We start from the raw sequence: 16,258 nt of genomic DNA, 5'->3' as shown, positions 1-16,258 counted from the left end.
TAATCAGCCTTGTAATTTTTTATATTTATTTTGCTTTACAGCTTCAGCTCTTTCTTTGGCTTCTGGGGTAAGTTTAGCAAATTTAAACTCATCTCTTTTTGCCACCATAATAGCAAAATCCGGACAATGCACCTCGCATTCCATACAACCTATACAGGATTGAGGATACACAACCTCGATCATCTGTCCTAGCACAGCATTAATATCATCACGCATAGCCAAAACACCAGCAGGGCAGTAGCTTACGCAGATATTACATGCTTTGCACCTTTGTTCATTCACCCAAACGGGCGTATCTTTAGGAGCAATAACACTCATTTTTTTTCCTTATCATTTTTTTTAAAACACAACTAAAAATTAATCTTTTATATAATTATACTTTTGAAGTGATTTTTTAAGCTTGTTTCTTTCTTCTTCATCAAGTTCAAGACTTAAAAGCTCGATCACTCCATTTAAATTTATCCTTGCTAAAACCCCAAAGGCTTTATTTTCTATACCAAATTCGCCGTGCAAAATCACGCTCATAGGCAAAAACTCGCCTGTTCGAATAGCTTCTACCATCCTTATGCAAGCTGCTGCTGGGGCAAGATAAGCTGAAGTTTTAAGATGTTTTATAACTTTTGCACCACCTGTTTTTACTTCATTTTCTATATCATCAAATTCTTCCTCATCTAAAAGCTCGCTGATCTTTTGTCCTTTATATAGCGAGTAGGATTTTAAAAGCACCATATCATCATTATGAAAACCTAAAAGTTTTGTATCTATGTCTTTAGTGTTACACTGAAATTTCTTGGCTAGCTCGTATTTAAAGCGCGCATTATCAAGTGTGCCTGCCATAGCAATGATCTTTTTAGAATCAAAAATATTATGCTCAAAAAGGGTATTAAGCAAAAAATCCACCGGATTAGTCAAGATAATAAAAAGTGGATCATTTACAAAGACTTTTACCTTTTTTGCACAATCAAGCATAATATCAGCATTGATTTGCAAAAGCTCATCTCTGCTTTGTCCGTCTTTTCGTGCAAGTCCAGCACAAAAAATAACTATATCACTTCCCACGCATTCATCATATTCGCTTGTGCAAGTAAGCTTGATATTTAAATTTAAAGCTGCTATGCTTTGTCCAAGTTCTAAATCCCTAGCAAGCAACAAGATTTCATCTCTATCAATCAAGATAAGTTCGCTTGCCACATTTCTTAATATCATCGCATAGGCAACGCTTGATCCAACATTGCCAGCTCCAATAATCGTTACTTTCATCTTGTGCCTATATTTTCTAAAATTTCATTAAAAGTTTTGCTTGCTCTCATCACAGCATTTGCTTTTGTGTCATCAAATTTATAATAGCCCCCAAGATCAACTTTATGTCCTTGAGCGTCGATAAATTCAGCTCTAATTTGCTCTTCGTTTGAACTTAGCGCTAAAGCCACTTCTTTGAAAGTATTTTGTATGCTTTTTTCATTGCCCTGTCTTGCTAGCTCGTTTGCCCAATACAAAGCCAAGTAAAAATGGCTCGTTCTATTGTCATCTTCTTTTACCTTTCTTGAAGGTGCTTTGTTGCTCTCAAGCCACAAACCTATAGCTTCATCAAGACATTGTGCAAAAACTTGAGCTTGATAATTTTGTCTTTTTTGAGCAAAAAACTCAAGCGCAGCTTGCAAGGCTAAAAACTCGCCCAAACTATCCCAACGCAAGTGATTTTCTTCTATAAGCTGTTCAACTTGTTTTGGAGCTGAGCCACCTGCTCCTGTTTCAAACATCGCTCCACCAGCAAGCATAGGCACAACTGAAAGCATTTTTGCACTCGTGCCAAGCTCAAGTATAGGAAAAAGATCGGTTAGATAATCCCTTAAAACATTGCCCGTAACACTGATGACATTTTTACCCTCACGGATAAGCTCTAAGCTTCTTAAACACGCTTGTTTTGGGCTTAGAATTTTTAAATTTGCGTTTTGTTCTTTAAGTCTAGCTTTAACAAGCTCTATCATGATCTTATCGCTTGCTCTGTTTTCATCAAGCCAAAAAATAGCTTCCTCGCCACTTAATTTTGCCCTTTCAATGCCTAAATCAATCCAATTCACAATAGCATCGTATTTAGCCTCGCAAGCTCTAAATATGTCACCTTTTTGCACTTTTTGCTCGATTAAAAGCTCATTATCCCCAGTAAGTATGCGAAAAACTCCATCTTCTTTAGCGATGAAAGTTTTATCGTGCGAGCCGTATTCTTGAGCTTTTTTTGCCATTAAGCCCACATTTGACACACTACCTAATTTACTTGGATCAAGCGTGCCATTTTTATGCAAGTCCTCAAGCACAGCTTCATACACTACAGCATAAGTTTTATCAGGGATCAAAGCATTTGTATCTTGCACCTGCCCTTTGGCATTATAAAGCTTTGCGCCATTTTTAATCATCGCTGGCATAGAAGCATCAACAATCACATCACTTGGAACATGTAAATTCGTAACACCTTTATCTGAATTTACCATAGATAAAGCCGCACTTTTGCTTAAAATTTCTTCATAAGCTTGTAAAATTTCAGCCTTTTTACTTGAGTTTTCAATCTTGCTTAAAAGCTCACTTATACCATTGTTTTCATTGATACTTAAAGTCTTAAATTCATCTTCAAAGCGAGCAAAAAGCTCCTTAAAATACACCCTCACACAATGTCCAAAAATCACCGGATCGCTTACTTTCATCATCGTTGCTTTAAGGTGTAAAGAAAGTAACAAATCTTCATCTTTGCTGAGCTTGATTTGCTCTTCATAAAAGCTATCAAGTGCTTTTGCACTCATAAAAGAAGCGTCTAAAATTTCATTTTCTTCAAGCTTTATCTCATCTTTTAAAATGATTTTTTCGCCTTTGTTGTTTGTAAATTCTATACGAGCTATACTTGGTTTTGTGATTAAAACTGCTTTTTCATTAGAGAAAAAATCGCCCTCTTTCATATAAGCCACTCTTGTTTTTGAGCTTTTTTCAAAAGGCACGACTTTATAGGGATTGCATTTGGCGTATTCTTTTACAGCCTTTGTTGAGCGGCGATCTGAATTGCCTTGTCTTAGCACAGGATTTACAGCTGAACCTAAAACTTTAGCATATCTTGCTTTAATCTCTTTTTCCTTTTCATCTTTTGGTTCATCAGGAAACTCTGGCAAAGCAAAGCCTTTTTCTTGAAGCTCTTTAATGGCAGCTTTAAGCTGAGGGATAGAAGCTGAGATATTTGGTGTTTTAATGATAATAGCTTGTGGGCTTTTTACAAGTTTAGAAAGCTTGTCAAGCGCGTCCTCACAGCGTTGTTCTTCTTTTAAATACTCAGGAAAACTTGCAAGTATGCGGGCAGCCAAAGAAATATCAGCTGTTTTTATAGTGATATTTGCCGAAGCTAAAAAGGCTTTGACAATCGGTAAAAAAGAGTAAGTCGCAAGGGCTGGGGATTCATCTGTGAGTGTGTAAGTCATCAGTATTCCTTTGTTTTTTCATTATTCAAGCTTAATTATACACAAAAAGCAAAATTTTTGAGTTCTTTTTCATAATAAGCTTTTTAAAAAGTGTATTTTAAGCATTTTATAAGCTTACTCAAACCAAGTTGATGGTATATCAATGATGTTTTTAAGTAAGTTAAAAGGAAGTTTTAAAGTCTCTTTGATGATTTGAGTTTTAAACTTTGGATTATCAAGATCGCCTTCAACTAAAATTTGTGTAGAAATGACACGATCTTTGCCAAGTATGATTTGATTGATGATAGGCACTTTTGAGATGATATCTGTGGCGGATTTTAGTGTTTGAAGCTCAAGTTCAAGATCAAGTTTTTTATCATCAAGGTTTATATCCCCAACACCTAAAATATCGACACTATCTCCATCAAGCGTGAGAGCTTGTATGGTGATTTTATTTTTTTGTTTTTCAAAAAGCACAGCACCTTTTTGTATGCTTAAGCCTTTTTCGTTAAAGGTTGGACTTTTAAAAAGCAATAAACTCGGTATAGTATCGATAAAACTAATGAGCTGATTATGAAATTTAAGCTCTTTGAAATAAGTATCATTCATAATAATCTCACCATTAAAACGCTCAAAACCACTTCCTTTGATATGAAGTTCAAAATTTCCTTTTTCAACTATGTTTGAGCCAAAAAATTCATTAAGCGTTTTGTCATTTACCTTACTGATCTTGCCAACAAGCTGTTTTTCATCTTTATTAAGCTCATATATAGCTTCATTTCTTTTGGCTTTTAAGCTCATTTTTTGCTTATCCATATCAAAATAAAGCTCATCAAAACTTAGTTTTTTACCAGAATTATTTGCACTTTGCAAAATAATGCCAGAATTTAAAGCCTCAAGCTCAAGTTTAGAGCTAAAATTAACATCGTTTATTTTTTGAGTATCTTTGAGAATATAGTGTAAATTTTTTATCTTCGCCTTTATCACATCTTCGTTCAAGCTAATATCCAAGTTCTCACTCGCACTTTTAATATGTGTGGTTTTAGCATCCTTGCTGATAAAAAAATCATCGTTTTCATAACTTAAACCATCGCTTTTTTGCAAATCATTTTTAAAATTTGTACCTTTGAGTTTGATTTGGAAATTAACAAAATCCGCAGTTTTTAAATCAAAATTCTTTACATTTTCTATGCCAAGTTTTTGCATTAGCGCTGAATTTTCTTTAAAGCGACTTAAGGTTGAAGCACTCAGTTCTAAACCTTGAGTGAGATTCATATCAACATTAAAATTTTGAGCTTTTAAAAGGATATCTTGTGAATAATCAAGCTCGAGATTTTCTTGTGCATTTTTAATATCAAGCAAGTCTTTAAAATAAAGCCTTGAAATTTCAGTGTTAAAGTGAGCTTTTTTGGCATCTAAATCAAAACTTGCATTCACATCAGCTTGCAAAAAGTCATTTTTCACCACAAATTCATTTAATTTTAAGATAGTGTTTTCAAGGCTGATATTGCCTTTTTGCACCAAAAAATTTGCCATATCAAGCTGAGTGTTTTCAAGATCAAAATTCGCTTTGAAGCTGATTTTTTCACTCTTTGCGAAAGGAATATTGATAATAAAGTCTGTATTAAGCTTACCTGAAAGCTGTTTGAGTGGGAGTTTGATACTATAAAGATTGAGTATGTTTAAAAGCTTTTGATCAAGCATAAGTTCATTTGACTTAATTTGTATATAAATACCTGATTTTGTGGCACTTGCAGGCTCATATACATAAATTTTGCTTTGACTTAAATCCTGCTTTGCAAAGCTTGCTTGATCGAAGTTTAAATCAAGTCTTTTTTTATTTAAATTTAACTTCAGTTTTGGTATCAGTATGCTTTCAACATTTTTGCCAAGCTTGACTTTTAAATTTTTTACCTCACCCGCACCCTCAAGCTCTTTAATGCTAAATTTTTTACCCAAATCCATAGAAGCTTTAAGATAGCTAATAGAATATAAATCAGCAATGAGTTTTTGAGAAAACCACTCATTTAGTTCTTTATTTAAGCTTAAATGCTTGCCTGCTGTGCGAAACAAAAAAGCCATATTGCTTGCGTTGATATCCTTAAGATCAAGATTTAATTTATCTTTAGCATAAGTAACATTAAAATCAAAATTTAAATTTTGCGATCTTAAAACTCCTATAAAATCATAACTATCTTGAGCTGCGTTGATTAAAATCTGTCCGTCCGCACTGGCATTATAATCCTTAAAAAATAGCTCTTTAATATCAGCCTTAATCTCTTTTCCTGTCCTATTTAATGCCAAATTTAAAGAAAATTCATCATTGTTTAAAAAAAACTCATCGCCTTTAAATAAAAAACGAGCATTTTGCCCGCCAAAACTTAAATTTTGTATATCAAGTTCTTGAAAAAATATATAAAGGTATTCAATTTTTTGCACCACATCAACAATTTGCGTTGAAACAGCTAGGCTTGAATTTGAATCCTCTAAATCAAAAATGCTTAAATTTTTTGCTTTTATGATGAGTTTTTTATCTAATTTTATATATAATTCGTTTGCACTAAAAACATGTGTTTGAAGTGTAGATATGCTAAAACCTATCTTAAGGATAACAAAAAGGATTGCAAAAATGATTAAAACTACTGCTAAATACCACCAAATTTTTTTTATCTTCATTCAACTCTTTCTCATTTTGCTTATCGCCTTGTTTTATTATATGATTCTACCTTTTAAAAGTGAATCTGTAGTTTATATCCCTCAAGGTTCTGTGAGTAAAATTATAGCTGATTTAAATAAAAATAATTATAAAATGAGTAGGATTGATAATTTTATTTTACGATTTTTAGGACACCCTCAAGCAGGCTGGATTAATATCGGCACCAAGCCCCTAAATAGAGCTGAGTTTTTATACAAGCTCACCGTAGCCAAAGCTGCACTTGAAAGCATTACTTTAATACCGGGTGAAACAACTTATATCTTTTTAACTCAGCTTGCCAAACAGCTTAATCTTGATCAAGAAAAACTTTTTGCAAGCTATGCAACAAAGGCAGTATATAAAGAAGGTTTGTTTTATCCAGAAACTTATAAAATTCCAAAAGGCATTAGCGAGGATTTGCTTATCGATTTGCTTTTAAAACATTCACAAAATGCTTTTAGACAAGCTTCGATGAAAATTTTTGGTGATTATAATGAAAAAAAATGGCATAATTATGTCATCATCGCCTCAGTTATACAAAAAGAAGCTGCTTCAAATGAAGAAATGCCTATCGTTGCTTCAGTTATCTACAACCGCCTTAAAATCGGCATGAAGCTTCAAATGGACGGCACGTTAAATTATGGAGCATATTCGCATGTTAAAATCACACCTGAGCGTATAAGAAGCGATCAAAGCTCTTACAACACCTATAAATTTGAAGGCTTACCAGAAGATGCGGTGTGTAATGTATCGTTGCAAGCCATTAGAGCAGCGATTTTTCCAGCAAAAAGCGAGTATTTGTATTTTATGCGAGATAAAAGCACTGGAAAGCATATATTTACCACTAATGCAAGCGATCATAATAAAGTCGTAGCAGCTCAAAGAGGAAAATAATACACACAAAAGGCGAATTCGTGCTTGTTTTATTTACTTCTTAGCTGTAAAATATAAAGATATATTTTATAAAAATTTATAGTCTTTTAAAAAAGCTAAAAGCAAAAACTTGGAACACTTTTTGCTTCATTTAGGACATAAATTAAAAATCGAGGATAAAAAGATGATTACTCCATTTAAATCAAAAGAACTTGTTAGCAGTGCTTTAGCGGGTAGAAATCTTAGAAATCAAATGATTAATTCAAATTTAGCCAATGTTGATACACCTTTTTACAAGTCAAGAGATATAGAATTTGAAACAGCTCTTGTTAATAGAGCTAAAGAACTTTTCAAAACAGACGATAGTAAAGAACTCAAGCTTGCTCAAACAAGTAGCGGACATCAAGAGCCTTGGAAATTTCCTGATCCAAATAAATCAACGATTTATCTAAGAGATGGACATTTAGCAAGAAATGACGCAAACACTGTTGATCTTGATGTGGAAACTACTGAGATGAGTAAAAACACAGCGATGATTACTGCGCTTGATGGAGTATTAAGGAGACAAAGCAATATCTTTGGCTCTATCATCGATGCAAGCTCAAAGCTTAGTTAAGGAGGGGTAAGATGGCATATTTAAGTGATTTTGATATAAGCGGTTATGGACTAAGCGCTCAACGTTTTCGTTTAAATGTTATCAGCTCAAACATAGCTAATGCAAATACCACCAGAACAGCTGAAGGCGGACCTTATAGAAGAAGAGAAGTGATCTTTAAAGCTACTGATTTTAGCGAGCTTTTAAACAAACAAATCAAAGAAGATAACAATCTTTTAGAGTATGAAAACCCACTTAAAGATCCAAGTTCTCAAAAAGACGCACATCCAGCGGTAATGAGCGTGGTTGTGGATAAAGTCGTTCGCGATGATAAAGAATTTCGTCTTAAATATGAACCCGGACACCCAGATGCAAACGCTGAGGGCTATGTAGCTTACCCTAACATCAACCCAGTGGTTGAAATGGCGGATTTAATCGAAGCAACAAGAGCTTATCAAGCCAATGTTGCAGCATTTAACAGCACAAAAGCTATCGCTCAAAGTGCTATAGATTTATTAAAAGGTTAAAAAAGGATAAAAGATGAACGAGATAAATAAACTTAATTCTTTAAATAGTATTTCAAATACCCAAAATTCAAACAAAGCAAATGAAGCTGGTATAGGCGATGAATTCGCCAAGCTTTTAAAAAGCTCGATCAGCGATCTTGATACAGCGCAAAAAGAAGGCGAAGCAGCGATGACTGATATAGCCACAGGCGAGGTTAAAGACTTGCATCAAGCTGCTATTGCCATTGGTAAGGCTGAAACAAGTATGAAATTTATGCTTGAAGTAAGAAATAAGGCGATTAATGCCTATAAAGAAATCACGAGAATTCAAATTTAATTAATGCAAGAAGCAAATAAAACAAGAGTTTCTAAGGTTGCTTTTGCCTTTATTATGGCTTCTTTTTTTATGCTTTTATTTTTAAGCTCAACCTTTTTTCTCACTTCTAAACGCAATATCCCAAACACTGAAAAAGATCAATACGACACAGCCCTCAGGGGCAATATCATTACAAGTGATCATTTTATCATCGCTTCTTCAAAGCAAATTTATCGAGCTGAAGTTGATTTGAGGAGTTTAGATAAAGGCAAGTTGGAGCTTTTTTTAAAACTTTTTGAAATTTATAGTGGCTCAAGTAAAGCACAAATGCAAGATATCAAAAAACGTCTCGAGCTTGCTTTTAAAAAAAACGCTTACAATTTCATACTTTCTCAAAATTTAGACTCAAAGCACGCAAGCTATCTTAAAGAACTCTCTAAAAAACTCTATGTGCAAGGCTTTTTCAAAGCTTTTGCAAACAACAATAATAAAGTCGAAACAAGAGGCTTAAGCATAAGTTTGCATAAAGAAGATAGAAATTATATGTCAAAAGATACCTTAACACCGGTTATTGGCTATACCAGAGCTTTTTTTGATGAAGAAAGCAAAATGCTTAAAAATATCGGCGTAAAAGGGCTTGAAAAATACTATGATGAATGTTTGCTTCCTTTTCAAAATGAAAAAGTGCAAGGACTTAAAGATATAGGTGGAAATATCATCTTAGATTTGAATTCCGTACAAAAACGCAAAATTAATGGCTGTGATTTATATACTAATCTTCACCTTAAACTTCAAAAAACTATAGAAAAAGCCATCGATCAAAGAAATGCTGATCTTAATGCAAGCGAAATTATCGTCGGTGTTATGCAAAGCAATACCGGTAAAATTCTAGCCCTAGCAAGCTCAAGAAGATATGATCCAAGCAACCGGGGCAAAGATTTAAGCGTGCTTAACGCAAGTGCTGTAGAATATGCCTATGAAACAGGCTCTGTAATCAAGCCTTTTATATTTACAACAGCTCTAAGGCTAAACAAACTTCAACTTAACGAGCAAATCAACACACATAATGGTTATTACAAGCTTGGACGCTTTACTATACAAGATGATCACAAGGCAAAAAGTATGAGTGCTGAAGAAGTTTTAGTGTATTCTTCAAATATAGGCATGATACAAATCGCTAAAAGACTTAGCAATTTTGAGATCGTCTCAGGTCTTAAAATTTTTCGTTTTGGTGAAAAAAGCGGCATTGATCTGCCTTACGAACAAAAAGGAGAGCTGCCAAATCCTAGTCGCCTAAGAGATATAGAAAAATCCGTTTTAAGTTATGGATATGGGCTAAAAACAACCTTTATGCAACTTCTAGCAGCCTACAATGTCTTTAACAATGATGGCGTTTATATCACGCCAAGCCTTGCAAACGCCTTTTATCAAAATGGCAAAAAAGTGGATTTAAGTGCTGAATTTGGCAAAGAAAAAATACTCTCAAGCACAGCCGCAAAACAAATTCAAAATATCCTCATCGCTACAACAGAAAAAGGCACAGGGCGAAAGGCTTTAACTGAAGGCATTATCATAGGCGGAAAAACAGGCACAGCAAGGATAGCTCAAAAAGGTGGCTACTCCACTACTCGCTATAATGCAAGCTTTTTTGGCTTTGCAAATGACGCAAAAAACGCTTACACCATAGGCGTTTTAGTAAGAACACCTACAAAGCCTTATTCTTACTATGCTGCACAAAGTGCATTGCCTATGTTTAAAGATGTAGTTGATATACTCATACAAGAGGATTTTTTAGAACCTATAAAACCTTAAATTCTTCTTAATCCGTGCAAGTATCCACAAGATAAATGATATGCTGCCACGCAAAATGACTTTTAGTGCTTAAGCCTATCTCACAAGTGCTTGAGCTACTAAAACCTTTTGTAATACCCTTAAAAGCATTATTTCCTTCACCATCTTTACCAAAATTCCTTAAAGCACTTTGATTAAGCTCTGGGGTTAAAAAGCCTTTATTACCGGCAAAACCACAGCATTTTACATTTTTATCCTCATAAATTTCAGCCCCACAAAGTCTTGCAAGCTCAAAAATAGCACTTTCCCAAGCTAAATTTTGTTTTTTGACAAGTAAATTTCGAGTCGAGCAAGGTGCATAAAGAGCTATTTTTTCCTCGCTTTGACTAGAAAAGCTTAAATTTGAACTTAAATACTCTAAAACAAAGGCTGGCATATCAATGATATTGAGTTTAACTCTTGCCTCATTTCCATACTCTTTTGCGTATTTTAAAAGCTCTAAAGAACACGCACTATGATCGCACACTATAGGCAATTTGCCATTTAAACTTGCTTCACACAAAGTTTTAAAAGTCTTAAAAGCCAAGTCTTTGGCTTCTTTTTCGTGATTTTTAAAGGCTTTTGAACAACAAAGATTGCTTAAATTTGAAGGATATATCACGCTAAAATCAGCCTTTTTACACAAGCTTTCAAAAACTTGAGCTATATTTCTTTTATCACTTGCCTTTTTACTTGGACTAAACATTCTGTTTAAACACGAACTAAAATACACCACTTGCTTTTCATCTGTTTGTGTAAGCTTAGAATGAAGTTTATAAGTATTTTTGCTTGGAAAAAACTCGCTCACTAAAGGCGTATGACAAAGTCGGTTTAGTTTTTCACTCATACCTTGCACAAACTCAGCACCAAACACACTTTGAGCTAAATTTGCCCCACTTACGCCAAAACCAGCAAGCTTAGTTGTAAAAGCCATATTTTGAGCTAAATTTGAAGCGATTTTTGAGCTTAAAAAACCCTTAGCTTGACTGGCTTTTGAAGCAATTTTTGCCGTGTCTATTTCAAGCGGACAAAGCGTAGCACACATAGAACATGTCGCGCAAGTTTTTACCACAAGGTATTCAAAGCCTTTTTCAAGCTCGTTAAGCTCTTTTTGTTCGCTTGAGGTGCGGATTTTACTTTTTAAACGAGCGATTTCTCTATACACAGCTATGCGTTGGCGCGGAGTAAGACTTAAGTCTTTGCTTGGACAAATTTTTTCACAAAAACCACACTCCATACAAGCATCTAAGTAATCCTCTATCAAATTTGCACTTGCTGGTTTGAGATTTTTAAGATGGATATTTTGATCTTCAGTGATGATAACATCAGGATTTATAAGCCTTTTAGGATCAAAAATTTCTTTGATCGCTTGGTTAAATTTATACGCTTTTTCGCCCCATTCTTGTTTCACAAAAGGAGCCATCATGCGTCCTGTGCCATGCTCTGCTTTAATGCTTCCATTATAACTTACCACAAGATCAACCAAATCTTGCATAAAATTACCAAAACGCTCACTTTCTTCTTTTATACCAAGTAAAGGCGTGATGATAAAATGCACATTGCCACTTAAGGCATGCCCAAAGATAATGCCCTTAAATTTATGCTTTTCAAACAAGGCTTCAATGCCCTCAATCCCAGCTGCAAAATGCTCTATCTCAAAGCAAATATCCTCAGTGATAACCGTGCTTGCACTCGCCCTTGTAGCCGCTGTTAAAGGAAGTAAGCCCTTACGCACCTTCCACCAAGACTCTTGCTCTTTTGCATCAAAACTAAACCGCACCCCAAAAAGGCTTTGAATGCTTGCCAAACTCTGACTTATAAAGGCTATATTTTGTTTAAGTTTTTCTTTATCATCTTCTTCAAGCTGGATCAAAATAGCACAATTTTTTGGCTTTATTTGTTTAATCTCAGCAGGCAAACCCTCTAAATTCTGCACACTTAATAAAGAAGCATAATCCATAATCTCAGCAGCACTAACCAAATCATCATTTTGAGCCAAAATTTTTATAGCCTTAGCCGCACTTAAAATATCCTCATAAAAGATCAAAGCACAGGCTTTGTGTTTAAAATCCTTCACACACTCAAGCTCCACCCTTGAAATAAAGGCTAGTGTGCCCTCAGCACCGATAAAGATATGATTGAGTATATCTTTAAGTTTGTCAAAATCAAGCAAGGCATTTAAGCTATAACCGGTGGTATTTTTTATCTTAAATTTATGTCTGATAAAACTTGAAAGCTCGCTATCAGCCAAAAGTTCAGCCCTTAATGCTAAAAGCCTTTCAGCCATATCCGGATAAGTTTTCATAAACTCAAGCACACTTTGATCTTGTGAAGTATCAAGCACAAAGCCATTTTGCAAGATAACACGCACTGATTTGATGGTTTGATAAGTGTTTTGCTTTACCCCACAGCACATACCGCTTGAATTGTTTGAAAAAATTCCACCAATAAGAGCATTATTTATAGTAGCTGGATCAGGACCTATCTTTTTTGCATAAGGCTTTAAAGCTTCATTTGCACTTGCTCCTATCACACCACAATCACACCAAATCGAGCTTGGCTGTTGAGCCTCATCAAAAACAAGCTGAATCTTTTTCCAGTAAGTATTACATAACACCAAAATACTCTCGCAACAGGCTTGTCCGCTTAAAGATGTCCCAGCTGCCCTAAAACTTACGGCTAAATTTAATTCATTGCTAAGTTTTAAAATTTGCACGATTTCATCTTCATTGCTTGCGACAATAACTATCTTTGGGATATAACGATAACAAGAAGCATCTATGCCATAAGCAAAGCAACGCAAATAATCCTTAAAAATTCTATCCCCTAAAAAAAGCTTTGCTTTCTCATAAAAAAGTTCATAAGGGGGTATCTTAAAAACAAGTTCTGCCTTACTCATACTTATCCTTTAAAAATAATCTTTTTCATTGTAGCTTAAAACAAAATGTATGTATTAAGGTATGAAAAATGAAATTTAAAAATTGATACTTTTTGAAACATTTCATCTTTTTGTATATAAATTTAGAGTGTTTTTAAAAGATTTGACAATGCTTGCTTTTTAGATTTTTTTAAAATAAGCACAAAAGAAAGTTTAAAAATACTGCTTGATAAATTCAACAAACTCAACACTATCATTTGGACAAGCAACGACTTTATAGTCTTTTGAGGCGATTTTTCTATACTCTATCTCAAGCTCAAAAACCGTCTCAGAACAATCTATACAAAAAGCTAGCGGATAAATCAAAGCTTCATTATCTAAATTAGCGATAATATCACTTGTATTTGGCTCGAGCCATTTTACAGGACCAAGTTTGGATTGATAGCCTAGCTCTATTTTATCAAAATACGGCTCAAGCTCTTTTTTGAGTGCATTAAAATGCTCATTAATGTGCTTTTCATACACATCGCCTTTTTTGATGATAGATACAGGCAAAGAATGAGCTGAAAAAATCAAATGCTTTTTATGCCCTTTTTTAAAATCCTCATTTGCCTTTAAGATATGTTTTTTAATCAGCTCATTATAGCTTTTATCTTCATAAAAAACATCAATTTCGCTGACTTTGCTTTGAATTTTTAGCTCGCTTATAGCTTTTTTAAGCACTTCTAAAGATGAAGTAACCGTGGTTTGAGAATGATGTGGATAAAGAGGAAAAAGCACGAGCTCATCATCTTTACTAAGCTTATATTTGCTTAAAACTTCTTTTGCAAAAGGAGGCACATATAAATTTGCAAAATCAAAGCAAACTTCTCCTTTAAATTCTTTATTGAGCTTATCGCAAAGACTTTGAGTGAGCTCATTTAGGGGAGATTTTCCACCTAAGTGCTTATAATTTTTTTGCATAGCCTTAACTCTTGCTTTTGTGATGCAAAAAGCTACAAAAGCCCTTAAAAACTTGTTTTTAATAGTTAAAATATAAGGATCGTTAAACATATTTTTTAAAAAAAGCTCACAATCTTTTAAATTCTCAGCCCCACCCATATTTAAAAATAAAACAAGTTTCATCACTCAAGCCATTTCTGCACTGCTAAGGCATCTTGTATGCTTGCTAAGGTATTTACGCACCCTTGCTGTGCTAGCTCAAAAAGAGCTTCATGTTCTGCTGATAAAGGGCTTTTTTCTTTTATACTTACAGCCTTGCCATTTTTAAGTAAAATAAAATCATTTAAATTTGCCTCAAAAAAAGCATTTTCAGTGATAACACTAATCCTTCTTAGTTTTTGCTCACAATTCCAGCTTTGATGTGCATAAGCTAAAAAGCCTTCGCACTCACAAAGTTGTGTAGCCTCATCTTCTCTTTGACTATCTTTTTTATACAGCTTTTTAAGTGTGCAATTTTTAATGCCTTGTCCTGATAAAAAGCCTATAAGATCAAGATCATGCACAGCTAAATCCTGCAAAACGCCCACATCGCTAATCCTTTGTGGATAAGGTGAAAAACGTTGTATATCCACGCTGATGATTTTTTCATTATGCAAAAGCTCTTTTAAAGCTACTATGCAAGGATTAAACCTCTCGCTAAAGCCTACAGCTACACGCACGCTATATTCTTTAGCTAAATTTTGAATTTCTTGCATTTGAGCTAAATTTAAAGCCAAAGGCTTTTCAATCAAAACACATTTTACACTCTTAAACACTTCTTTTGCTAAGTCTAAATGCGTCTTTGTAGGACTTGAGATGATGACAATATCTAAGTTTTGAGCTAAAAACTTAGCTAAATCATTAAAAAAAGGCTCCTTAAAACCTTGCTTTAACTCAGTATCATATAAGGCACAAAGTTGCAATTTTTCATTTTTTTGCAGTTCTTTTAAATGGTTTTGCCCCATTTTACCAAGTCCGGCTATGCCTATTTTCACTTAATTTTCCTCATTAAAGGCAGCTATAACCTGCTCTTGATCGCTTTGCTTTAAAAAAGCACTCATAGGCAAGGATAAAATTTCTTCACTAACAAGCTCGGTATTTGCCAAATCGCCCTTTTTATAGCCTAAATCCTTAAAAGCCTCTTGTAAATGAAGTCCTAAAGGATAATGAATAGCACTTGGAATGCCTGCTTTTTCAAGTTTAGCAATGACTTTATTTCTATCTTTTACTCGCACGCTAAATTGCGCCCAAACACTCTTAAAGCCTTCTTTTACGCTTGGCAAAATGCAGTTTTGTAAATTTTCAAGATATACCCTAGCCTTTTGTTCTCTTAAAACAAGCTCTTCGTCTAAATGCTTTAATTTTACATTTAAAATCGCTGCTTGAAGAGTATCAAGTCTGCCGTTAAAGCCTATGTATTCGTGCATATAACGTTTGACTTGTCCGTGATTAAGAAAAATTCTAATTTTTCTTGCAAGCTCATCATCATCTGTAAAAACAGCCCCAGCGTCCCCATACGCTCCTAAAGGCTTAGAAGGAAAAAAGCTTGTGCAAGATATATGAGCTAAAGAGCAGGATTTATACTCGTTTTGCTTTGCACCAAAGCTTTGAGCCCCATCTTCAATCAAAGCGATATTTTTACTCTTGCAAAATTCTTTTAAAGCAAGTATATCAGGCATTTGTCCAAACATACTTACAGCGATTATGGCTTTAGTTTTTTCACTCACTAAATTTTCTAAAGTATTTATGTTAAGATTATAATCTTGTAAATTTATATCAGCAAAAACAGGCTTTGCACCGATGAAGCTTACCATTTCAGCTGTAGCGATAAAGGTAAAACTAGGCACGATAACTTCATCTCCTGCCTTGATATTTGAGGCTAAAAGTGCTAAAAGTAAGGCTGAAGTACCACTAGAACAACCTATGGCGTGCTTTGTGCCTACATACTTAGCTAAATTCGCCTCAAATTCCTCAAGCTTAGCCCCACCTATAAAAGAAGTGCTGCGTAAAACTTCATTAATCGCTGTTTGAATTTCATCTTGATAGCTTAAATATTGTGCTTTTAAATCGATAAATGGGATATTCATCTTTTGCCTTTACTGCTTTTAAAAACGAAATTATACCTAATTTTAAAGTATTTTTGGTAT

Annotated in this window: 13 protein-coding genes; 5 read left to right on the top strand and 8 right to left on the bottom strand. The window is 34.3% G+C overall.

Translation table 11 applies throughout. From position 1 onward, the window contains the following. Positions 1 to 3: 3 nt before the first annotated feature. The 4 genes from CQA38_RS04580 to CQA38_RS04565 form a co-directional block, all read right to left on the bottom strand. Positions 4 to 318 (bottom strand): 4Fe-4S dicluster domain-containing protein, encoded by a 315-nt coding sequence (locus tag CQA38_RS04580; RefSeq protein ID WP_137632811.1) that lies wholly within the window; start codon positions 316 to 318, stop codon positions 4 to 6. Between the two features lie 39 nt (positions 319 to 357). Further along, entirely contained in the window at positions 358 to 1,260 is a 903-nt protein-coding gene (locus CQA38_RS04575; protein WP_137632810.1) for a malate dehydrogenase, read from the bottom strand. Then, on the bottom strand, positions 1,257 to 3,464 hold the full coding sequence (locus CQA38_RS04570) for an NADP-dependent isocitrate dehydrogenase (RefSeq protein WP_137632809.1): 2,208 nt from the start codon (positions 3,462 to 3,464) through the stop codon (positions 1,257 to 1,259). The genes CQA38_RS04575 and CQA38_RS04570 overlap by 4 nt, the downstream gene beginning before the upstream one ends. A gap of 108 nt (positions 3,465 to 3,572) precedes the next feature. After that, on the bottom strand, positions 3,573 to 6,113 hold the full coding sequence (locus CQA38_RS04565) for an AsmA-like C-terminal domain-containing protein (protein WP_137632808.1): 2,541 nt from the start codon (positions 6,111 to 6,113) through the stop codon (positions 3,573 to 3,575). On the opposite strand from CQA38_RS04565, the gene mltG reads away from it, so the two are divergent. The 5 genes from mltG to CQA38_RS04540 all read left to right on the top strand — a co-directional run bounded on the left by mltG (position 6,067) and on the right by CQA38_RS04540 (position 10,234). Then, entirely contained in the window at positions 6,067 to 7,026 is a 960-nt protein-coding gene (mltG, locus tag CQA38_RS04560) for an endolytic transglycosylase MltG (protein WP_249355182.1), read from the top strand. The two genes, CQA38_RS04565 and mltG, sit on opposite strands and share 47 nt — an antisense overlap. A 163-nt stretch (positions 7,027 to 7,189) precedes the next feature. Beyond that, entirely contained in the window at positions 7,190 to 7,621 is a 432-nt protein-coding gene (flgB, locus tag CQA38_RS04555; RefSeq protein ID WP_137632903.1) for a flagellar basal body rod protein FlgB, read from the top strand. 11 nt (positions 7,622 to 7,632) lie between these two features. Next, positions 7,633 to 8,127 (top strand): flagellar basal body rod protein FlgC, encoded by a 495-nt coding sequence (gene flgC, locus CQA38_RS04550; RefSeq protein WP_034906009.1) that lies wholly within the window; start codon positions 7,633 to 7,635, stop codon positions 8,125 to 8,127. Positions 8,128 to 8,140: 13 nt separating this feature from the next. Beyond that, positions 8,141 to 8,443: a flagellar hook-basal body complex protein FliE gene (fliE, locus tag CQA38_RS04545; protein ID WP_034906012.1), complete on the top strand. Its 303-nt coding sequence runs from the start codon at positions 8,141 to 8,143 to the stop codon at positions 8,441 to 8,443. Between the two features lie 3 nt (positions 8,444 to 8,446). Then, on the top strand, positions 8,447 to 10,234 hold the full coding sequence (locus tag CQA38_RS04540) for a penicillin-binding protein 2 (protein WP_137632806.1): 1,788 nt from the start codon (positions 8,447 to 8,449) through the stop codon (positions 10,232 to 10,234). Positions 10,235 to 10,241: 7 nt separating this feature from the next. On the opposite strand, the gene CQA38_RS04535 is transcribed toward CQA38_RS04540, so the two are convergent. From CQA38_RS04535 to CQA38_RS04520, 4 genes are all read right to left on the bottom strand, one after another. Beyond that, positions 10,242 to 13,151 (bottom strand): FAD-binding and (Fe-S)-binding domain-containing protein, encoded by a 2,910-nt coding sequence (locus CQA38_RS04535; protein ID WP_137632805.1) that lies wholly within the window; start codon positions 13,149 to 13,151, stop codon positions 10,242 to 10,244. A gap of 192 nt (positions 13,152 to 13,343) precedes the next feature. Further along, positions 13,344 to 14,255: a ferrochelatase gene (gene hemH, locus CQA38_RS04530; protein ID WP_137632804.1), complete on the bottom strand. Its 912-nt coding sequence runs from the start codon at positions 14,253 to 14,255 to the stop codon at positions 13,344 to 13,346. Continuing rightward, positions 14,255 to 15,106 (bottom strand): Gfo/Idh/MocA family oxidoreductase, encoded by an 852-nt coding sequence (locus tag CQA38_RS04525; RefSeq protein WP_137632803.1) that lies wholly within the window; start codon positions 15,104 to 15,106, stop codon positions 14,255 to 14,257. The genes hemH and CQA38_RS04525 overlap by 1 nt, the downstream gene beginning before the upstream one ends. Further along, a complete protein-coding gene (locus tag CQA38_RS04520; protein ID WP_249355191.1) occupies positions 15,107 to 16,192 on the bottom strand; it encodes a DegT/DnrJ/EryC1/StrS family aminotransferase in 1,086 nt (361 codons plus the stop codon). Positions 16,193 to 16,258: the final 66 nt, after the last annotated feature.

This window comes from Campylobacter sp. MIT 12-5580, assembly GCF_005406235.1.
Lineage (GTDB): Bacteria > Campylobacterota > Campylobacteria > Campylobacterales > Campylobacteraceae > Campylobacter_D.
Note: the sequence above shows the minus strand (reverse complement) of the source record. Positions and strands in the feature narration are given on the sequence as shown.